Origin of the sequence: Rickettsiella grylli (assembly GCF_000168295.1) — a bacterium.
Taxonomy (GTDB): Bacteria; Pseudomonadota; Gammaproteobacteria; order Diplorickettsiales; family Diplorickettsiaceae; genus Aquirickettsiella; species Aquirickettsiella grylli.
Map to the genome: position 1 here is coordinate 248858 of NZ_AAQJ02000001.1, position 21143 is coordinate 270000.

Below are 21143 nucleotides of genomic sequence, written 5' to 3' on the forward strand. Positions count from 1 at the left end.
TGTGTGTAGGCTCAAGTTCGACTGTTTTTGAGTTTTTTATTCTAAAGGCGTCGTTGTTGCTATTATGAGGGAGTAAAATCGGTTTTCTGGTCTAATAAGTGGGGTTATAATGATTTCATAGCCTTTTAACAATCGTATAAAAAAGCGTATGAGTCCATTACATTTTCTGGGTTCAATCGTATAAAAATAAGCATAATTAAGTTGCGTTAAATAGTCAAAAATAGCTTGAGCGCCTGTTTCTCCTTCGGCAGTATGGGTTTCAAAAAAAATAATAGGTTGATGATGCATTAACGTTTGCTTTAATCCTTGTAAGGCGTACATTTCAAAACCTTCAATGTCGAGTTTTATTGCACCGATTGAGGACGTATTAAAACGCTGATGCAGAAGGGTATCCCCTTTTTCCACGTCGATATAACGTCGTTTAAAAGGAGTGGTGTGTGCCTTTTTACATTCAAACCGAGAACCCCCTAAGTTTTCTGGATCCTCAATAAAAGGAAGCGTGCCTGAGTGATTACTTAACCCAACGGGAATAATAGAAATGTTTTTTGTTTGATTTAAAAAAATGTTAGTTTCCAGCAGTTTTAATGCCGTTGGGTTCGGCTCAAAGGCGATAATTTCTTTAAAATAGCGTGAAAAAAAGAGAGTATGATTCCCAATGTTTGCACCGACATCCAGTAGCGTTTGTTGTTTAAATCGGTTTAAATAATGTTTAAAAACGATTCCAAAACTGATTAATAATTCTTCTTCATAAAGTCCCTTAAGGACTATCCATTGACCTATTGCATCACTCGGAACGCAGGCCAGTTGGGGATAATTTTTTAAGCGATTTTTTTTTTGTAACCTTTTCAGGTAGCGTCTTAAATGATGTTGAAAAAATCGTGAATACCAAGGCCAATGATAGACAACCCGTTGTTTTTTGGCTCGGCTTGATGTGAAGCGATGGACAATGGTTTTAATCATAGATTCTAAATCCGAACTGAGTTAAACGATATTCGTGATCGATGCGTAATAATAAAGCAAGCATGATGCACGTTATCAGCAAACTACTACCGCCATAACTCATTAGGGGCAAGGTTAAACCTTTGGTAGGGAGTACGCCCGTATTAACCCCGATGTTAATCATCACTTGTAAAGCAATATTTAAACCAATGCCATAGGCAAGATAGGCAGAAAATCGCTGACCCATGTTAAAGCAACGGTAGCCTATCGTTAATGCGCGCCAAACTAATAATGAAAATAATAGGATCATAAATAATCCACCGATTAATCCTAATTCTTCGGTCAGGACAGCAAATAAAAAGTCGGTGTGTGCTTCAGGAAGATAAAATAATTTCTGTATACTTTCACCGAGACCAACACCCAGCCAGCTTCCGCGACCAAAAGCGATTAATGATTGTGTTAATTGATAACCCGAATCAAATTGGTTCGCCCAAGGATTAAGAAAAGTAGTTAAACGCGCTAAACGATAGGGTGAGCTAATGGCTAAACCTGCTAAAATGACCGCTACACCCATTAAAAGGATACTAAAATGCCAAATTCGCACACCGGCTAGAAATAACATTCCTAAACTGGTAAGTAATATGACTGTTGCAGCGCCAAAATCAGGTTCGCGTAAAAGTAAAAAAGTGATAATAGTAAGGACCATCAATGGTTTAATAAAACCACGAAGTTGATTTTTTACCTGTTTTTCTTGGCGTACGAGATAACCTGCAAGATAAACAATGATGGTTAATTTAGCGAATTCAGAGACTTGTAACCCAAATGGACCGAAGCCTAACCAACGGATACTTCCGTTGACTTGCCGACCAATGCCCGGCAATAAAACGAGAAAAAGTAAACCGATACTCAACACTAACAACATCGGACTAATCTGTTGCCAGTACGTTGTTTTTACTTGAACGATAATTATTCCAGTGGCGATGCCTAAGGTTAAATAAAAGAGTTGATGGAAAAAAAAATGAAAGGGTTGACCATACTCATGTTCGGAAATGACGATAGAGCTTGAAGCAACCATTAATAGGCCAAAAGCAAGTAAAGTCGCAATAACGAGAAGCAATCCACGATCATATAAAGTAATGGAAGTCATCTTCGGATAAGTTTTAGGCATCAATGGATTCCTCGTGCTAAACGCATAAAAACATCACCCCGTTCTTCGTAATTTTTGAACATATCCAGGCTTGCGCACGCCGGAGATAAAAGCACGATATCACCCCGTCTTGCGGTTTCATGTGCTAAATTTACGGCGTGTCTCAAATCAGAGACCGTTTGGATGGCTGTACTTTTTTCTAAGGTATTTTTTAATAAGGCAGCATCACGGCCTATCAAGATTATTTTTTTAACATAATGCTTTACCGGATTATGTAACAACGAAAAGTCGGCATTTTTGGAAAGACCTCCAGCAATTAAAATGATTTTACCTGAAATGGAAGGACCTAAACCATTTAATGCAGCAAGGGTTGCACCGACATTGGTTGCTTTAGAATCATTGTACCAAGTGACGCCTTTAAATTCTTTGACCCATTGGCAGCGATGAGGTAAACCTTTGAATTCACAAAGCGCCGTTAACATGGCCTTTGTGGGTAATCCTATCGCATGACCGATGGTTAGCGCCGCGATAGCGTTCGCCCAATTATGTCGGCCTTGGATAAACAGGGCGTCAACAGGGAGCAACCGATCGTGACCTTTTGCGATAAAATTTTTTTGATGGCTATTGTATAAATAAAATTCGTGCGCATGCGGGGTGGTGGTCGTTAAACCGAAGCTGATTATTTTTTTTGTCCTCGCCTGAGGAAACGTATTTAAATCATCCCGATTCCATAAAGCAATGTCAGCCTGGTGATAAATACGTTGCTTCGCATTAATATAAGCGGTTAAGGTTTTATGACGATCTAAATGATCAGGACTGATGTTGAGTATACTGGCTAATTTGGGACGCAAACTATACGTTGTTTCTAATTGAAAACTTGAAATCTCTAATACATAAAAATCAGGGACAGGCTCGTTCAGCAAATCGAGTGCAGGTTTACCGATATTCCCCCCTACAGCAACGTTTAAGTGAGCGCGTTGAATCATTTTACCAATTAAGCTGGTGACTGTCCCTTTCGCATTGCTGCCTGTAATGGCAATAATAGGGGCACGCGCGTGTTGAGCAAATAATTCAATATCACCGAGCGGTTTCAGTGTATGTTGTTCAATAATTGTTCGTATCGTTGTCTCGTTCAGATCAATACCCGGACTGACTATTAATTTCGTGCAACGTTTAAAAAGGTTAGGTTTCAATGAGCCCAAATAACAGCCAACATCAGGAAATTCTTTTTTAAAATGAGATAGTTTAGGAGGATTTAAACGATTGTCGAAAATAATAAAGGGTAAATTGAATCGTTTAAGATGACGCGCGCAGGAAAGACCGGTTTTACCTAACCCGAGAATCATATAAAGGCACGAAGAATTAGTGTATGGCATCAATAATTCCGCCTCCCAAACAAACGGGTCCTTGATAAAAAACAATGGATTGACCGATTGTTATTGCGCGTTGTGGTATTTTAAAGCGAACGTGGTAGGCGTCGTTGGCACACGGTTGGATTAAACAAGGGGTTTCCAACTGCCGATAACGTATTTTTGCTGCACAATTTAAAGGCAGGGTCAGTGGGCATTCATTCACCCAATGTAAATCGGTGCAAATCAAATTGGATGAAAAAAGTGCAGGATGTTCTTTTCCTTGTACAACAATTAACGCATTGTGGTTAAGCTTTTTATCCACGACATACCAGGGCACGCCTAATTTTTCTCGTTGACCCCCAATCCCTAATCCTTGTCGTTGGCCTATGGTGTAATACATAAGACCATCATGCTGTCCTACGGTTTCGCCTTCTAGCGTTTCTATCGGTCCCGGTTGAAGAGGTAAATAAGTTTGTAAAAAACGTTTAAATTTACGTTCTCCGATGAAACAGATGCCCGTACTATCTTTTTTTGTTGCATTCACAAATCCCTTCGATTGAGCAATCGCACGGACTTCAGATTTAGTCAGGCGGGCCAGTGGAAACAACGTATGTGCTAAAGGGTGTTGACCTAAAGTATATAAGAAATAGGTTTGATCCTTATTTTTATCAGCACACTGAAGTAATTGATACATATTATTTTGAAAAGATTTATGTGCGTAATGGCCCGTCGCAATAAAATCGGCGCCCGTATGGAGGGCATACTGTAAAAAAGCTTTAAATTTAATTTCTTTATTACAGAGAATATCAGGATTTGGTGTACGCCCTCGCCGATATTCAGCGAGGAAATGCATAAACACCGCATTCCAATATTCGGCTGCAAAATTAATCGTACGTAATGGAATGGCTAATTTATCACAAATCGCTTGGGCGTCTGCAATATCGGTGCTGGCAGAACAATACACTTCCGTATCATCTTCCTCCCAATTTTTCATAAAGAGTCCTTCGACTTGATAGCCCTGCTCTTTTAGCAATAAAGCAGCCACCGAAGAATCAACGCCTCCGGATAGGCCAACCATAACACGTTTTTTTTTCATGATTTTTGAATTAAATACAAGCGCTCTGAGTATTGATTAAAACCTCAGTGACGTAATTTACCTATCTTTAAGCGAATTTTCTAGTGATGAATCAATCAGGGATTGATGGCCACTGTTTTACGTTCATGATGCTCAGGTTGAATAGTGAGTGGCTCGGTTTAATGATGAGACCGAACAACGGTTTTATAGTCTTTTTTGATGTTTGCTTTATTATGAGGCGGTGTAAAAATAGCAACTAATTGAGCGTCTGGATTGATTAAGTATAACGTTCCACTATGATCAATTTGACTATTGTTTTCAGAGGAATCATGCTGTAGATAAACAACACCTAATTGCTTACTTAATTGTTGAATTCCGGCTGAAGGACCGGTAACCCCGATAAAGCGAGGATTAAATGCATGGGCGTAAGCACCGACGACTTGCGGCGTATCGTGTCTTGGATCGAGTGTGATAAAGACAATCTGTGGAAGAGGCAATTTTTCAGCGTTTAGTTCTGAATAAAGTTGAGTGAGCAGGGTCATGGTCAACGGACATATGTTTTGGCAGTGCGTAAAGCCAAAAAAAAGGAAGCTATAATGACCTTTTAAATTGAGATTCGTAAACGGTTGATGAGATCCATTCACCAGATGAAATTCAGGAATGGGTTGAGGGGTGTCAATCATCGTTCCGACAGAGGGTGCAACAACGTGCGTTTTTTTAGCATGCCATAAATTAAAGCCAATACCTAAAGCGAGTGCGACGATACCAAATATTATCAAGCTTAAAAATGTTTTATTAGAAAGAGGGCAGGTCATTAATTAATCCTCGTTAAATGAAAGAATGGTCCATGAATAAACACGTAAACAACATCAGTAAATAAAAGTTTGAATAATGAAACGTTTTTATCGCGTGAGCCGTTTTCGTTTGCTTTAATAAATCGATGACGGCAACGATAAATCCTATATTTAATAAAAAAACAGCAATTAAATAAAAATACCCGCTCATTCCTATGCTAAAAGGTAACAAACTAATTCCACTTAATAACACAGTATAAAGTAAAATTTGCTGTTTCGTAAAATCAATACCATGCGTTATCGGTAACATCGGTAAATTGCTTTTGGCATAATCGGTATGCCGTGCGATCGCTAACGACCAAAAATGAGGAGGCGTCCAAATAAAAATAATTAAAACAAGAAGTAAACCCTCTGAATCAATATTTCCGGTTACGGCAGTCCAACCGAGTAAAGGAGGCGTTGCGCCGGCTAAACCCCCAATCACAATGTTTTGGGCCGTATGCCGTTTTAAGTAAAGCGTATAAATAAAAGCATAAGCAATTAAACTTAAAAAACTTAAAAGACATGTTAATACATTACTCGATACACTTAAAATAATGAGCCCTACAAAACCAGTCGTCAATGAAAACAATAAAACATGGGTGGGTGAAATTTTTTCCAACGGCAAAGGTCGTCGTTCAGTACGTGCCATCAGTCTATCTAAGCGATATTCTAATAAATGATTCATTGCACTGGCTGAAACGATGAGAAGGCCGATGCCCAATAAGGTGAACAAACAGGGAATAAAAGGAAGCGCTGTCGAAGTCGCTAAGGTCATCCCCACCCAAACCGTGATTAACATTAAACCAGTGACACGCCATTTTCCAAGCTCTAAATAGATAAGTGACATTTTTGTTAAGACGGTTGCAACATTTTTTAACATGGTTTTCCTTGACTGTCTTTACAATCGATAATCGATCCTTCAAAAAAGTATACGAAAATATAAGATGTAAAGGTAGCGTCATACTGAATAAAAATGTCATAAATACCTAATATCATCCGTGTGAGAATGGTCTTTAAGAAAAAATTAAAAAAGAAATATTCTTTGTTATCGAGAAATAACTAGACAAAATTAATTGTCTAATGATAAATTGCATACAATTAAAAAGATCAGTTTTAATAAAAATAAAAATAAAAACCAAAGAGGTTATTATGCCAAAAACCATATCCCAAAAACTTTATCCGCAATTACCTGCTGAAGACAGAATGGCGGATACCCTTTCCGAAGAATGTGATCCGAAATTACCAATTGAAAGTGATGCGTCCAACACTTTTGAAAAAAATAATCAGAACATTTATTTTGCGATCAATTATCAACAAAATTCTCAACCAGAAAAACGTAAACTGGTTTGCCTTCTGTTAAATGAAGGGAAATTGAGATTAAAAAAATTTAATCATGAGGAATTTGAAAAGCAGGTGAACCTTCAAGCCGGTCAAGTGTTTCTGAATAAAGATTTAATTCAATTAGTATTTTACGTTAAAAAAGATAAACAAAATCAATGTTTTGATGAAATAGCAAAAATTTTAAAAATATCCGGTGATTTAGAAAACAAAAAAAAAATTCAGGATATTCGCGAGCACTTTAATAAAACAGGGGATACGGTGAGAGCGTTTATTAATTATAGAGAGATGAAACGTTCCTTTGATGAAAAAACAGGTGAATATATTCACCATTCAGTCATGGATTTAGATAAGATTTTCGTTGAGGTTGAAACAAAATTTAATGACTATAAAACGAATTATGATGAAAAACCCGAATATACGAATACGTTAAACGAAATGAAAAAAATAGTGGATGAAATGAAAACCATTCATACCCAAAATAAAACTGATTTTGAACATTTAAGGACAGGAACCGTTAATGCAGTAATGACTTCTTTTGAGCGTTTAGTGAAAGAATTTGATGAAAAAAGTAACCAATTAACGTTAATCAATACGACGCTTAATGATCACGCTAAACGTGAACAACTCGAAAATAAGGCAATCCTATTCAAAGAAGATTGTGAAAATATTCTTTCTTCTGAAAGAGTAGCGACAGAAGAAATCTTTGAAGAAAAGAGAGAAATTAAAAATAATGTCGAATTATTATTGATTTCGATCCAGAGTTTAAGTGGGCAGGATAATATTAGCGTGGCCATTGAAGGGTTGGAGAAAAAACTGGATAGTCTTCAAGAAAAATATGCTGCTTTAAAAATGAATATAGATCGTTTTAAAAATTATTCAATTAAAACGGACGAAAAAAATAACCACCATGAACAACTGAATGAAATATGGCAGAAAGATATTCAGCCCCTATCCGAATCGATACAAAATCATGCTTCGAAGACGTCTGAGGTTAAAAAGCGCATATTAAATGAAATTTTAACCTATTTAAAAGAGATTAAAGACAAAATAATCGCACATATCCCTTTAGACGAAATAAAGGAAGGTGTTGAAACCGTTAAAAAATTGATTCAACTGAACGCAAGTGAGCTTGCTGTTGCACGCGGTTTTTTTTCAAATTCCGGTAAGTCGGTGAGTTTAGTCAGCACCTTGGATCTCAAGCTGGAAAAATTAGCAGAAACGATGGCTGTCAACGAGCATACGATGTCTTCTGATCTTAAAAAATGATTTGAGTCGAAAAAAGGCGATCGTTGAGGTCGCCTTTTTTGTTGTCCATTCACTGCAAATAGAAATACGTTCATTATGAAAAAGACCTATCATTTAATAAAATCAAATGAAGTAGATTTTTTTACCTTCGTGAAGGGGGTTAGAAAAAACAAAAAATCAGAAGATCAACCTATTTCCTCTCTGTTTAAAAGAATATCGCTTCATCAAGAACAGAGTTGTCCAAAAAAATGGATGAATTATTTTTCGAGAGACTGTATTGATTTTATGGATAATGAGGAGAGGAAGCCACGCGATGTAAAAAAATCGCTATCAACCTATTTTTTTTATAAATCCGACTTTATCAATGGATCAAAAAATTGTAATGAAGAATTTTTTTATCGTTGTTTCAATTCATCGAAAGAATGCTGATTGCTATATAAGCTGACGTTCAGCGTAATCAGCACCAGTAGCAATAATGCAGCAACCGCATTATGTGATAAAGCAATAGGTAAAGCGAGTAGCCATACGATATTCAGAATGCCTAATCCGATTTGTAACGCAAGTAATAATCCCAATAAAATAGCCAGAGCCCGAAAAAATTTTTTTTTTGAAGTACGCCATAATGTATAAACTATCCAACTTAAATACAGCCCAGTAAGGATTGCCATAAGACGATGCGCCATTTGTATCGCAGTACGCGCGGTTGAAGACAAAATTCCACCTTCAAAATTGATAGCGGTATTCATCCACAGATGGAAACCTTCAGAAAAATTCATCCGTGGCCACCACACACCTTGGCAGGTTGGAAAGTCTGGACAAACAAATGCGGCATAATTGGCACTTGTCCATCCGCCAAGACTAATTTGAAGAATGATTAATAATAAACCCAAGGCTGCCCAAGGTTTTAATTTTTGTTCGGAACGTGAAATTTGATTGATGTGCAGTTTATTTAATTGAAGGATTAATAACCACAACACACTGAAGGACGCGAATCCACCCAGTAAATGAGACATCACCACAAGCGGATGTAATTTCAACGTCACGGTCCATTTGCCTAATAAACCTTGTAATAAAAGTAAAAAAAACAAACTGATCGCTATTTTTAACGGTTGTTCTGAACGTTTATCGTTCGAAACGATGAGAATAATCGCTGCAAAACTAAATAAGACTAAACTCGCCGCTGCATAGCGATGAATCATTTCAGGCCATGCTTTTTCTGCAGAGAGTATTTGGTTTATAAAAGGAGCGTGATGAAGTTGTAAGGTATGTGTGGGCACTATAAATCTTCCATAACACGTGGGCCAATCAGGACATCCTAAACCAGCGTCCTTTAAGCGGGTGTAAACACCGAGTTGTATGACAATGAAAGCAAATAAAAAAGCAATATAAAGAAAATGTAAGGCCGATTTGTTTCTCAATAACATCATGTCTATCCTAACGTTGAAACATTTAATAAACGATTTAAATCGTCATAGATATCTTTGTCCTGCGCATCGGATAAAAAATATAAAATAATTTTTCCAAGTGGGTCTGCGATAAAATATGCATCGGTTAAAGGTTTTATCTTTAAGGTAGAAAAAAAATGGTCTAATTCTTTTTTAATGATGGTGTACTGAAATAAATTTGAATCCTTATTGAGAGAAGGACGAAATAAACGGTTCGTCACAATGAATCCATAGTGTACGCGATAACGATTTTTTCCCAACGCGTGTGTAATTTGACGTAAATGATATAAATGCTTCTGACAGGAATGACGACACGGCGTTTGCGTTAAAAAAAATAAAAACCAAGCGGGTTTTTCTAACTCAGGGTTTTGCTGAGCGGGTATTAATTTTAATTGCGATAAATTGAGCGGGGTCAAAAGGAGATGCCCCTTGTTCACTGTTTTATGATGTAACCAATGGGGCTTTCGAGTATAGAGGATGACAGCCGCAATGAGCGGCGTTAAAAAGAGCACGAAGAGTAACACGAGAGTCAAAAAAGAATGCCATGACTGTTTTTTTTTCATAAACGGTGAATATGTGCACTAAGAAAAACAATGAACAACGTTATACTTAATCCAAACCATTGAAATGCATAGGCATAATGGCGCGCAGGCTGTAATGTGATAGGGTGCCAAAGCGGTATAAAGCTACCCGGTTGTTGAGGTTGAACAACCAATAAAAAAGGTTGAAATTTATTTTTTTTTAAAAAATCAGGATGAATGGATTGAATCTTTTTGGGCCAGCCCTCTTCATTGATCGGATTGAAAAAATGAAACGTTTTAGGAGGAAAAACAATTACTCCCTCGAGTTTAATTTGATGATCAACCGCTGAAATTTTTGGAATTTGTTTTCTATTCATGCCTTGTGGAATCCATCCTCTATTGACTAATATGGCGTTGGATTGGTTATTTAAAAAAAAAGGAGTCAGGACTTCATAACCAATTTTATGCAAATAAATTCTGTTTTCAAGTAAAAAAGTGTGTGGGTTATCAAAGTGGCCTTGCACTATTCCACGAAAGTAGTTCTTTTTTAAATCAATATTTTTAATTTGATTTAAATGAATGGGTCTGGATGAGGATCGCTGATTGAATATTTTTTGAAGGTGATGCTTACGATTGCCACGGTCGATTTGCCAAAAACCGAGATACATCAATAGAGAAAATAAAAAAAATAACATGCACGTCGGAACGAATGTAAACGTAAAGTAATACGGAGTGAATGGGATAACAATACTATTTTTTTTCATCATTAAAAAATTAAAAAAAACCCGAATACCCAGATGATCGTGAGAAAATCCCACCACCATACGCTCGCATCAAAAGAAAAAATATTTTTTTCAAACGCGTTCTTGCAATAACGGGTGTACAAAAAAAGTAAAAAAAATAATGCAGCGACACAATTGAGCAAATGAAACCCTAAAAAAGCAATTAAAAAGCTACCCCACACCCCGCGTTGCGTAATTACGTGTGTATTAAGGCTATGAATAAAATAATAAAATTGTGAAATGACAAAAATAAAAGCGAAACAAATCGCTAAATTGAAGCTTAAACGACAGTATGGGCCATTGATTTTTTTAAAATGATAATGTGCAGCGGATAAACAGAACGCACTCGCAAGTAGAACGATAAGATTTATCAATGGAAGATCGTTTAAGAGAGAATGGACTGGCTTAACCTGATGGGTGGCAACGCGGGGAGGGGTCAATAAAGGCCACTGTTTAGCAAAATCGGGCCAGAGTAAATAATGGGTTAATTGCGATGCATCGCCGCCTTGTCCTGCAAGCCAGGGTGTAATTGAAAATCGGACATGGACGATCGAACCCAATAATAAGCCGAATAAAAAGAGTTCAGCGATTAAAAACCATACCATACCCCAGCGGAACGTTTTGTCCATTTGAGGACTGTAGAATCCCGCTTGACGTTCTTGGGCGACATTCCAAAACCAACCCGTTAACATGAATGCAAGACCTGCGACACCGATGATGAGTGCAATAAGACCCCATTTTTTTCCTATATTTAATGAACCAAACGCTAAAAAAAGCAACGCAAGTGCGCCAATAATAGGCCACTGACTGTGTTCAGGGACGTAGTAGAATGCGTCTTTTTTTTTCACTGGGCGTTTGTCCTTTAACGTAGGAATTACCTTAGCAAAAGTCAATGACGTCCACAAGAAAAAATTTTATAGGAAACGATTAACTGGGAATATGCGCTAAAGAGCGCAGCGTCAATGCAGAGGGTTTTATTTTTGTTGCATCAAATAAGGTATAGGCTAACGTGATGGTATGAATCGATTGAGGTAAATGAGGATCAATGTGAAATAAAACAGGCATATCTCGATGTTGGCCCGCATTAAACGTTTGTTGTGTAAAACAAAAACACTCTGTTTTTTTTAGGTAACGGGCCGCTAAACCGGGAGAAACGCTAGGAATCGCTTGTACAGTCATTGGATGATCTGAATTATTCTGAGCGAAAAAATAAATTAAAATATTTTCCCCGGGATGTAATTGAATATGTTGTAATCGGGGGTAAAAATTCCAAGCAAGATTATTGTTGTTATGCGTCATCAATTCTACACGAATACTGCGGGATAGATCAATTTGATTCGAAGCCAGGTAACTCAGCTTGTCTGTTTTACCATTGATCCCTAAATTTTTACACAGTACATTATAAAGGGGAATCATGGCAAAGCCGAAACCAAACATCGACAGCGTCGTTAAAGAAAGTAGAATTAAAATCTTTTTATTGGAAATTTTGGCGAAGCGTGAGTGGACGGGCATGTTTCTTTCAGGACTTCAACGTGGGTGGGGTTGTAAAGCTGTGTAAAGGAGGCGGCGAACTTAACGTCCATTCGAGACCTTCAGCGCCTTCCCAAACATGCGCGGTCGCTTTTTTTCCTTTTTTGCGTAGGGCTTGAATAATCGTGTAAAGAAAAAATAATTGCGCAAAACCAAATAAAAAAGCGCCTAAACTTGCAATCGCATTAAAATTGGCAAATTGTAAAGAATAATCGGCAACGCGCCTTGGCATACCCGCTAACCCCAAGAAATGCATCGGGAAAAAGGTGAGATTAACCCCGATGACGGACAACCAAAAATGGCATTGACCGAGGCGTTCGTTATACATCACACCGGTCATTTTGGGTAACCAATAATAAGTGCCTGCAATCGCACCAAATAGGGCGCCCGGGACTAAAACATAATGAAAATGAGCGACCACAAAATAGGTATCTTGATATTGAAAATCTGCGGGGACCATCGATAACATGACGCCAGAAAATCCACCAATAGTAAATAGAATAACAAAGCCGAGTGCAAATAACATGGGGGTTTCAAAGCTAAGTGCACCGCGATACATTGTCGTGACCCAGTTAAACACTTTTACACCGGTAGGCACAGCAATTAACATGGTGGTGTACATGAAAAATAATTCAGCCGCTAAGGGGACACCAGTTACGAACATATGATGGACCCACACAATAAATGATAAAAATGCGATGACTAATAAAGCATAGACCATAAACCGATAACCAAAAAGTTTTTTTCGACTAAACGTTGGAATAATTTGAGAAATGATTCCAAACGCTGGAAGAATAATAATATAAACTTCAGGATGTCCAAAAAACCAAAAAAGATGCTGATAAAGTAATGGATCACCTCCGCCAGCGGCACTGAAAAAACTGGTCGCGAAGTGCCGATCCATCAGCATCATGGTCACCGCGGCTGCTAAAACAGGCATGACACCAATGAGTAGAAAAGCAGTCACAAACCAACTCCAACAAAAGATGGGCATTTTCATCAGCGTCATTCCAGGCGTTCGAAGATTAAGTAAGGTGACAATAATATTAATCGCGCCCATCAGTGAAGAAAGTCCCATTAAATGGATGGCAAGAATTAAATAATCGGTACTCTCAGGCCCATAGAGTGTGGATAAGGGTGCATACATTGTCCACCCAAAATTAGGTGCAGAGCCCTCCATAAAGAGTGTGCTAAAAAGCACGATAGTTGCGACCGGTAATATCCAAAATGCCCAGTTATTCATACGCGGCATCGCCATGTCAGGTGCGCCTATCATTAACGGGATCATCCAATTCGCAAACCCAGAAAAAGCCGGCATAATCGCAAGAAATAACATAACGAGGCCGTGTAGAGTTGTCATCTGATTAAAAAGTTCTGGATTCATTAACCGGGCGCCCGGTTGAAATAATTCAGCACGGATTAATAACGCAAAAATTCCACCCACAAAAAACATAAGAAGACTAAAAAGAAGATATAACGTTCCAATTTCTTTATGATTCGTTGTAAAGAGCCAACGTTTGAAAAATGCAAAAAAACCTTGAGGAAGCAGATGTTCGCGATCAAGTGTTTGTTCCATGAAGACCTTCTCCTGATTGTTGCTTAACCCATATTTTAAATTCTGCGGGCGTGACTGCTTTAACGACGATCGGCATAAATGCGTGATTCGTTCCGCACAATTCAGCACATTGACCACGATAAGTCCCTTTTGTATCTATTTTTGCCCAGGCCTCATTAATGAAACCTGGGATAGTATCGCGTTTGATGCCTAAGGACGGAACCCACCAGGCGTGTATGACATCATTGGATGTAAATAAAAACCTAATTTTTGTGTGGGTGGGTACAATTAAAGGGCGATCAACTTCTAACAGGTACCATTGATTTTTTTTGGCTTGATTTTGCAGTTCTTCAGCGGGTGTTGAAAGATTACTAAAAAAATCAATACCTTGATCTAAATAAGCATATCGCCAACGCCATTGATAGCCCGTGATTTTAATGGTTAATTCTGGATCACTATCATCGTTCATTTTAATTAACGTTTTCGTTGCAGGGATTGCAATAATGACTAATATAATAAAAGGGACGATAGCCCATGCTATTTCTAAAAAAAAATGTTCATGAAAATGAGCCGGTTTAACTCCTTTCGATTTTCGATGTCGGATAAGCGAATAAATCATGACGCTAAAAACAACAGCAGCAATTCCCACACACACCCAGAAAACAAGCATATGTAAATGATAAATGGCATGGCTAATCGGCGTGACGCCGCGCGGCATATTCACTTGCCAGCTCGCTTGTGTCACGATGGGATGAAGCCATCCACTCAGGCTAAAAAAAATGAACAAATGCAGTGTTTTAATCCGTTCCATGTTTTAGTTATCCTTATTTTGACAGAAAAGTGGGCTTATCCAGTTAATAAATTTAAAAAATTACCAGAGAGAATAATTACCCGTGATTTTACTTTGTTCCACCATATATTTTACACTGGCTTCCAATTCAGCGTTGTTGCAGGGCTTGCATCCCCCTTTTGCAGGCATTTTTTTATAGCCCTGAATGGTATGAGCAAATAAAACATCAATATTTTTAGCGATGATAGGTCGCCAACGTGTTTTATCACCGATGAGCGGGGCACCTAATTTCCCATTGTCGTGACAGAGCGCACAATGATGTAAATAAATTTGTTTTCCTGTTTTTAAGCGGACTCCTTTTTCGTGTAAAGGGATCGTAACGGTTGTTCTCCTGTGATCGTTCAGGAGGATATAGTCAACCGCCGCTTTTATGGCATCATCCGAGCAACCGGTGCACGTCCCTTTGGGAGGCATTGAATTAAAGCCTTGTATAGCACGCGCGTAAAGGATATTTTTTCCTTGTTGTAAACGTTTTTTCCATTCAGCCGTATTCCCTAATTCAGGAGCACCCGCAGCACCACTCGCATGACAGACAGCACAATAAGATTCGTAAACTTTGCGGCCCGTCTTCGTCGTAATAGGGCCATTGAAAGCAGAACGGGGTACGTGACTTTTTACCGTTTTTAAATAAGTTGCGATGGCATTTAAATCATAGGTTGATAAATACTTAAGGCTGTTGCTGTTCACTTCTGCCATAGGCCCTGCGACAACGCCGGCGTTTTTTAACATTTTATTTTGTTTAAAGACGGCCCGAATTTCATTGATACTTGCGTTTTTTAATCCTGTTGCGCTTATATTCGGGGCATAATAACCTTGAATAAAACCTCCGGTTAGATAATTTTTCTTTTTTTCGGCACCTAATAGATTTAAAGGGGTATGACACATTCCGCAGTGACCTAAACCTTGAACGAGATAAGCACCGCGGTTCCATAACATGGAGTGCTGATTATCGGGTTTATAATATCCGGTGCGTAAAAAGAGAACGCGCCATCCTAATTGTAAAAAACGCCAATGAAAGGGCCACATCATTTCATTCGGCTGATTAGTTCGTCTCACAGGACTTAAACTAAATAGATAGGCTTTGATAGCTAATAAATCCTGAGTACTGACTTTAGTAAAACTTGCAAATGGGAATACAGGAAAATAATAGCTTCCATTGGGCGCTATTCCTTTATGCATCGCACGGATAAACGCTTTATCGCTCCAGGTGCCAATTCCTGTTTCTTTATCGGGTGTGATATTGGGAGAATAAATGCTTCCAAACGGGGTATAAATACCTAAGCCTCCGGCAAACGGTTTTCCATGATGTGGGCTATCGGTATGACAGGCAATACAATCGCCAGCTTTCGTTAAATATTCACCGCGCTGAATTTGTTGACGTAATGTGTCGTCTTGAGGATAGTGAACCGTAGGGTAAGGGATATTCAGCTCAGGTTTTTTTGATGTGAGCCCTTGACTCAAGTGAGCCGATGCTGAACTTGAGAAGAAGAGGGCGATAAAAAAAGAATGCTTAAAAAAATTAAACCAAGAAAGATAATTGAAGATTATTTTACTCATAGTCCCTTACAAATCCAATCTTTTTGGAGATTTTTAAAACACATTGAACGAGCTTCCTGCTATTCTTGTTAACGGTTGATCGTCTATCATTCTAAAAACATGAAGCATCGATTCAATCGTTGCAAAGGGCTATAATGCCACAGTCATCATTTATTTTTAAGTGCCCCACCGGTTTATTTCGATAATAAGGTTTAGATCATTGAACGTCATGTCATTGAAGCTAGATAACATCGGCTATTTAGTGGATAATCAGGGGTTTTTCAAAGTAAACTAAAAAAGTGAACTAAAAAACAGCCTTATTTGCAGGTTAAAATGATAACGAACAATGAACTTGCTAGCGCGGTATCCTGCTTAAAGGCTGGAAAACTGATTGTTCTTCCGACTGAAACGGTATATGCCTTAGCGGGCGATGCGACAAACTTAAATGCTATTTTACAAATTTTTTCATTAAAGCGTCGTCCTCTCAACCAGCCTTTAAGTGTTTTACTCGCAAAGGAACATCCGATGACGCGATGGGCTCGTGATATTCCTGAAGTGGCCGAAAAGTTAGCCGAACGATTTTGGCCAGGCCCTTTGACATTGATTTTAAAAAAAGAAAAAACAGTCTTACCTGAATTAACCGGAGGGCAACATAAAATAGGTTTGCGGGTACCCGATCATCCCATTGCTCAAGCGGTATTAAGTTCTTTTGCACGTGGTGTGGCGGCGCCTTCTGCAAATCGTTCAACAGCGCTTAGTCCTACACACATCAAGCATGTACGCGCGGAATTTGATCAACCGCTTGAATGGATGATTGATGGTGGACCTTGCCGAATTGGCATTGAATCGACCATTATTGATGTGACGTTCACTATTCCCCGAATACTTCGATTAGGAGCACTTCCATTGGCGAAAATCGCATCGATAACGCCTTATGAGATTGAAAAATCGACATCACCCTCTTGTTTTTCTAAAAAACCGTTGATTACACAAGTGCCCAAACAGGTCTTAGATGAAGTCATTGATACGCATTTAAACCACTATCAACCATTAACCGTGTTTGCATTCAGCCCAGCGAAAAAAAAACATAAAAACGTTACGTGGATTCAGATGCCTTCTGAAGCGAGCCGGTACGGGCAACAATTGTACCATTATTTACATCAATCTAAAGCAATGCATCATAGAATTTTGGTGGAAGCTGTGCCAAAACGTAACCATTGGGCAGGTATCCAATTCATATTAGATCAATATTCCTAAACGCCTTATTGAACATGCGTGATGTGAGGAAGACGGCATTCACATAGATTTTTTAAAAAAACTAAGCTAAATTTATGACAACAGGTGGGTATTATGTTGGCGCTCTTTTTTTTATATAGTCTTTGTTTGCTTTTAGCATGGTGCAAACAACGAAGGCTTGCGATAGACCTCTTTATCGTCTTTCTGTTATTCACAACGTTTGTATTTTATCATCATGTGACCACCCAATTATCTCTGCAATTTTAGGGATAACGATGATGCATTCCTCTAAAGTCGTTAAAATTATTAAAGTCCTTAATGCCCTCGATGCCATCGGTTTAGCTTTTTTGCTGTTCGTGGCGTTTGTTTTACAACTTCGTTTTCACGAATTACCGTGCCCACTGTGCTTGCTACAACGGATTGGTATTTTAGGTATTGCATTTGGTTTTTTGTTGAACGTTCAATTTAAGATCCGTCCAGTTCATTATGCATTATCGCTCCTTTCAGCGATGCTGACGGCCGCAATATCAACGCGTCAAATATTCTTGCATGTGGCGCCGGGTGATCAAGGTTATGGTCTACCTTTATTTGGATTACATCTTTATACCTGGGTATTTATTCTCTGTGTAGCGATTATTATTTATATTTCAATTATTTTTAGCATTTTTCCACAATATCAATATGAAGAACCTCCGAAAACGAAAACAATGAAATTGTTAAAACATGCGACATTTGCAGCGGTATTTGTTTTAGCTATTTTTAACGGGATTGCGACTTATTTGGAATGTGGAATCAAAGTATGCCCAGAAAATCCAGTGCATTACGAAATTAAATTCGTTGCGTCGTCTATAAAATCAACGTAATTTTTTAACCATTTCAAGACAAGCGTGATGGCTTGTTTTAAATCCTAGAGGCTTATGAATTTCAGAGACCTTAGTTATTTATTAGCGTTGGCAGAATATCGTCATTTTGGGAAAGCAGCCAAAGCCTGCTCAGTGAGCCAGCCCACGTTAAGTATTCAATTAAAGAAATTGGAACAGACCTTAGGTATGAAATTATTTGAACGCGGACAAAAGAAAGTTTTAATGACAACATCGGGTCTGCGTATGGTTGAAAAAGCCAAACACATCGTGCAGGCGGTTGATGAGTTTAAACGATTCGCAAAATTAGAAAAAGATCCTTTTTTAGCCGAATTACGTTTAGGTGTGATTTCTAGTCTTTGCCCTTACCTTCTCCCCTATATTTTACCGTCCATTATGCAAGAATTACCAAAAATTACCTTATATTTATATGAAGATAAAACAGAGAACCTTCTGATCCAGTTAAAAGAAGGAAAATTAGATGCTGTTGTACTCGCATTACCTATCCCTCATAAAGGCTTATATTTACGTCCGTTATTTAAAGAACCTTTTTTTCTGATTATGCCTCGTTCACACGCATTGTACGATGCTAAAAAATTAGATTTAAACGATTTAGGTCATTATAACCTCCTTTTATTAGAGGAAGGGCATTGCTTTAGAGATCAGGCATTAGATGTTTGTCATAAAAGAAGTAATTTAAAAGAAAAAACAAACTATCGCGCAACGAGTTTAGAAACGTTGCGACATATGGTAGGAACAGGGGCTGGAATTACTTTATTACCCTTATTAGCATTGGAAACACATCCATTCATTAAAAACGTCCCTTTAGCGTCACCTGTTCCTGAACGAAAAATTGGAATGTTATGGCGTAAAGGAAGTGCTTTGGAGCGTTGTTGCAAAAAAATAGCAACGCTTATCGAAAATAATATCCCAAATGTAATTACTCATTTAGAAAAAAAACTTCAATCCAAGCATAGAATGCATCGTTAGTATTTAACGCATTATTTTTTCATTGAATCAAAAAATTCATCATTTGTTTTCGTATTTTTTAACCGCTCAATTAAAAATTCCATGGCGCTCACTTCATCCATGGATTGAAGGATTTTACGTAATATCCACATTTTTTGTAACACATCGGGTTTAGCCAATAACTCCTCACGTCGCGTGCCGGATCGATTTAAATGAATAGCAGGATAAATGCGTTTTTCAGCAATTCGTCTATCCAAATGAATTTCCATGTTTCCAGTTCCTTTAAATTCTTCATAGATAACATCATCCATTTTCGAACCGGTATCAACCAGTGCGGTGGCAATAATGGTTAAACTACCGCCTTCTTCAATATTACGCGCAGCACCAAAAAAGCGTTTAGGACGTTGAAGTGCATTGGCATCGACCCCTCCCGTTAATACCTTCCCAGAAGAAGGAATAACCGTATTATAAGCACGTGCTAAACGAGTGATCGAATCTAAGAGGATAACGACATCTTTTTTGTGTTCGACTAAGCGTTTTGCTTTTTCAATAACAATTTCTGCCACTTGTACATGGCGTGTTGCAGGCTCATCAAACGTGCTTGCAATAACCTCGCCACGAACAGAACGCCGCATATCAGTGACTTCTTCCGGGCGTTCGTCAATCAATAAAACAATCAAATAACATTCTGGACAATTATGTGAAATCGATTGGGCAATATTCTGCATCATCATCGTTTTTCCCGCTTTTGGCGGAGATACAATCAAGCCCCGTTGCCCTTTACCCGTCGGAGCAACGAGATCAATAATTCGCGCCGTAATATCTTCTGTGCTCCCGTTTCCTCGTTCAAGTTGAACCCGTTCGTCGGGAAATAAAGGTGTCAAATTCTCGAATAAAACCCGATTTTTAGCATTTTCAGACGTATCAAAATTAATTTCACTGACTTTTAATAAAGCAAAATAGCGTTCAGATTCTTTAGGGGGACGAATTTTTCCTGAGACAGTGTCACCCGTATGAAGATTGAAGCGTCTAATTTGGCTCGGAGAAACATAAATGTCATCGGGTCCTGCGAGATAAGATGCTTCTGCAGATCGTAAAAAACCAAAGCCGTCAGGTAATATTTCTAATACGCCATCGCCATAAATGTCTTCTCCTCGTTTGGCTAACGCTTTCAGGATAGAAAAGATCATATCTTTTTTATGTAGGCGGCCTAAACCATCTATTTTTAATTCTTCGGCAATGGCAACCAACTCAGCGGGAGAGTTTTTTTTAAGTTCAGTTAAATTCATAGTATGTTTTCTTTCATAAAAGGAGTATAAAAAAATTGGATGTGTATTAAGTTTTAATTGGAATATTAATAGTAAGAATGAGTATCAAGAGTTTAGAGCGTGTTAAAAATCATTTTACAAATAGGTCATCTAAGCATAGAGATAAGTTGTGCTCCTCGTGTCGTATTAAAAAATATGATGCGATAAAAAATTCAGAAATCAAAAAATAGCATTAATACCAGTAATGCCTATTTTAAGATTCATTTTTATCTAGAAAAATAGTCGCATTAAATTAAGTAGAAGTACCTGGGTTCGTTAGGTGTTTCTCTAAAAATGATTCTAACTGTGATTCTAATAAGGCACCCACTTTTGTTTCTACGGCTTTTCCATCTTTAAAAAGAATTAATGTAGGAATGCCACGCACCCCGTATTTTGCCGGTGTTTTAGGGTTTTCGTCAACATTTAATTTTCCAATCTTTATTTTCCCACGATATTTTTCAGAAAGTTTATCTAAAATAGGTGAAATGGCTTTGCAGGGGCCACACCATTCTGCCCAAAAATCAACGAGTATCGGTGTTGCGTTAAATTGTAATACTTCTGATTCAAAAGACGCATCATTCAGCGTCACGATAGATGAATTATTCATGGTAGTAACC

Annotated in this window: 22 protein-coding genes; 6 read left to right on the forward strand and 16 right to left on the reverse strand. The window is 38.1% G+C overall.

What is annotated here, in order from left to right; all coding sequences use genetic code 11:
- Positions 1 to 36: 36 nt before the first annotated feature.
- The 6 genes from RICGR_RS01120 to cyoE all read right to left on the reverse strand — a co-directional run bounded on the left by RICGR_RS01120 (position 37) and on the right by cyoE (position 6229).
- On the reverse strand, positions 37 to 960 hold the full coding sequence (locus tag RICGR_RS01120) for an FkbM family methyltransferase (protein ID WP_006035648.1): 924 nt from the start codon (positions 958 to 960) through the stop codon (positions 37 to 39).
- Positions 953 to 2107 carry a putative lipid II flippase FtsW gene (gene ftsW / locus RICGR_RS01125; RefSeq protein ID WP_006034840.1) on the reverse strand — a complete coding sequence of 385 codons (1155 nt, stop codon included), beginning with the start codon at positions 2105 to 2107 and terminating at the stop codon, positions 953 to 955. Before ftsW ends, RICGR_RS01120 begins: the two co-directional genes overlap by 8 nt.
- Positions 2107 to 3432: a UDP-N-acetylmuramoyl-L-alanine--D-glutamate ligase gene (gene murD / locus RICGR_RS01130; RefSeq protein WP_006035825.1), complete on the reverse strand. Its 1326-nt coding sequence runs from the start codon at positions 3430 to 3432 to the stop codon at positions 2107 to 2109. The genes ftsW and murD overlap by 1 nt, the downstream gene beginning before the upstream one ends.
- 16 nt (positions 3433 to 3448) lie before the next feature.
- Entirely contained in the window at positions 3449 to 4534 is a 1086-nt protein-coding gene (gene mnmA, locus RICGR_RS01135; protein ID WP_006035074.1) for a tRNA 2-thiouridine(34) synthase MnmA, read from the reverse strand.
- A 158-nt stretch (positions 4535 to 4692) separates the two neighbouring features.
- Positions 4693 to 5328, reverse strand: a complete 636-nt coding sequence (locus tag RICGR_RS01140; protein ID WP_006036007.1) for an SCO family protein — start codon at positions 5326 to 5328, stop codon at positions 4693 to 4695.
- 13 nt (positions 5329 to 5341) lie between these two features.
- Positions 5342 to 6229, reverse strand: coding sequence for a heme o synthase (gene cyoE / locus RICGR_RS01145; RefSeq protein WP_006035073.1), 888 nt, complete (start codon positions 6227 to 6229; stop codon positions 5342 to 5344).
- 269 nt (positions 6230 to 6498) lie between these two features.
- On the opposite strand from cyoE, the gene RICGR_RS01150 reads away from it, so the two are divergent.
- Both RICGR_RS01150 and RICGR_RS01155 read left to right on the forward strand, forming a co-directional pair.
- Positions 6499 to 7956 carry a hypothetical protein gene (locus tag RICGR_RS01150; protein ID WP_006035009.1) on the forward strand — a complete coding sequence of 486 codons (1458 nt, stop codon included), beginning with the start codon at positions 6499 to 6501 and terminating at the stop codon, positions 7954 to 7956.
- Between the two features lie 75 nt (positions 7957 to 8031).
- Positions 8032 to 8364, forward strand: a complete 333-nt coding sequence (locus tag RICGR_RS01155; protein WP_006034816.1) for a hypothetical protein — start codon at positions 8032 to 8034, stop codon at positions 8362 to 8364.
- Here the strand turns inward: RICGR_RS01155 and RICGR_RS01160 are convergent.
- The 8 genes from RICGR_RS01160 to RICGR_RS01195 all read right to left on the reverse strand — a co-directional run bounded on the left by RICGR_RS01160 (position 8331) and on the right by RICGR_RS01195 (position 16175).
- Complete coding sequence (locus RICGR_RS01160; protein ID WP_050763963.1) at positions 8331 to 9362, reverse strand: COX15/CtaA family protein; 1032 nt, start codon at positions 9360 to 9362, stop codon at positions 8331 to 8333. The two genes, RICGR_RS01155 and RICGR_RS01160, sit on opposite strands and share 34 nt — an antisense overlap.
- A gap of 2 nt (positions 9363 to 9364) precedes the next feature.
- The gene (locus RICGR_RS01165; RefSeq protein WP_006035601.1) at positions 9365 to 9943 is read right to left on the reverse strand and encodes a hypothetical protein; all 579 of its coding nucleotides are present in this window, start codon (positions 9941 to 9943) and stop codon (positions 9365 to 9367) included.
- Positions 9940 to 10668, reverse strand: coding sequence for an SURF1 family protein (locus RICGR_RS01170; protein WP_240992176.1), 729 nt, complete (start codon positions 10666 to 10668; stop codon positions 9940 to 9942). The genes RICGR_RS01165 and RICGR_RS01170 overlap by 4 nt, the downstream gene beginning before the upstream one ends.
- On the reverse strand, positions 10668 to 11531 hold the full coding sequence (locus tag RICGR_RS01175) for a cytochrome c oxidase subunit 3 (RefSeq protein WP_006035117.1): 864 nt from the start codon (positions 11529 to 11531) through the stop codon (positions 10668 to 10670). Before RICGR_RS01175 ends, RICGR_RS01170 begins: the two co-directional genes overlap by 1 nt.
- Positions 11532 to 11610: 79 nt before the next feature.
- Entirely contained in the window at positions 11611 to 12195 is a 585-nt protein-coding gene (locus RICGR_RS01180; protein ID WP_006035548.1) for a cytochrome c oxidase assembly protein, read from the reverse strand.
- Between the two features lie 7 nt (positions 12196 to 12202).
- The gene (gene ctaD, locus RICGR_RS01185; protein WP_006035280.1) at positions 12203 to 13789 is read right to left on the reverse strand and encodes a cytochrome c oxidase subunit I; all 1587 of its coding nucleotides are present in this window, start codon (positions 13787 to 13789) and stop codon (positions 12203 to 12205) included.
- Positions 13773 to 14579: a cytochrome c oxidase subunit II gene (gene coxB / locus RICGR_RS01190; RefSeq protein WP_006034712.1), complete on the reverse strand. Its 807-nt coding sequence runs from the start codon at positions 14577 to 14579 to the stop codon at positions 13773 to 13775. The genes ctaD and coxB overlap by 17 nt, the downstream gene beginning before the upstream one ends.
- A 60-nt stretch (positions 14580 to 14639) precedes the next feature.
- A complete protein-coding gene (locus RICGR_RS01195) occupies positions 14640 to 16175 on the reverse strand; it encodes a c-type cytochrome (RefSeq protein ID WP_006035358.1) in 1536 nt (511 codons plus the stop codon).
- Between the two features lie 312 nt (positions 16176 to 16487).
- Here RICGR_RS01195 and RICGR_RS07375 point away from each other — a divergent pair, with 312 nt between their 5' ends.
- The 4 genes from RICGR_RS07375 (at position 16488) to RICGR_RS01210 (ending at position 19240) form a co-directional block, all read left to right on the forward strand.
- Positions 16488 to 17411, forward strand: a complete 924-nt coding sequence (locus RICGR_RS07375) for an L-threonylcarbamoyladenylate synthase (RefSeq protein WP_006035807.1) — start codon at positions 16488 to 16490, stop codon at positions 17409 to 17411.
- 93 nt (positions 17412 to 17504) lie between these two features.
- The gene (locus RICGR_RS08110; RefSeq protein WP_420806082.1) at positions 17505 to 17657 is read left to right on the forward strand and encodes a DUF5993 family protein; all 153 of its coding nucleotides are present in this window, start codon (positions 17505 to 17507) and stop codon (positions 17655 to 17657) included.
- A complete protein-coding gene (locus tag RICGR_RS01205; RefSeq protein WP_420806100.1) occupies positions 17600 to 18253 on the forward strand; it encodes a disulfide bond formation protein B in 654 nt (217 codons plus the stop codon). Before RICGR_RS08110 ends, RICGR_RS01205 begins: the two co-directional genes overlap by 58 nt.
- Before the next feature lie 54 nt (positions 18254 to 18307).
- Positions 18308 to 19240 carry a LysR substrate-binding domain-containing protein gene (locus RICGR_RS01210; protein ID WP_006035038.1) on the forward strand — a complete coding sequence of 311 codons (933 nt, stop codon included), beginning with the start codon at positions 18308 to 18310 and terminating at the stop codon, positions 19238 to 19240.
- Between the two features lie 11 nt (positions 19241 to 19251).
- On the opposite strand, the gene rho is transcribed toward RICGR_RS01210, so the two are convergent.
- Positions 19252 to 20508, reverse strand: a complete 1257-nt coding sequence (rho, locus tag RICGR_RS01215) for a transcription termination factor Rho (RefSeq protein WP_006035782.1) — start codon at positions 20506 to 20508, stop codon at positions 19252 to 19254.
- Between the two features lie 271 nt (positions 20509 to 20779).
- The gene (gene trxA, locus RICGR_RS01220) at positions 20780 to 21133 is read right to left on the reverse strand and encodes a thioredoxin (protein WP_006035223.1); all 354 of its coding nucleotides are present in this window, start codon (positions 21131 to 21133) and stop codon (positions 20780 to 20782) included.
- Positions 21134 to 21143 lie beyond the last annotated feature (10 nt).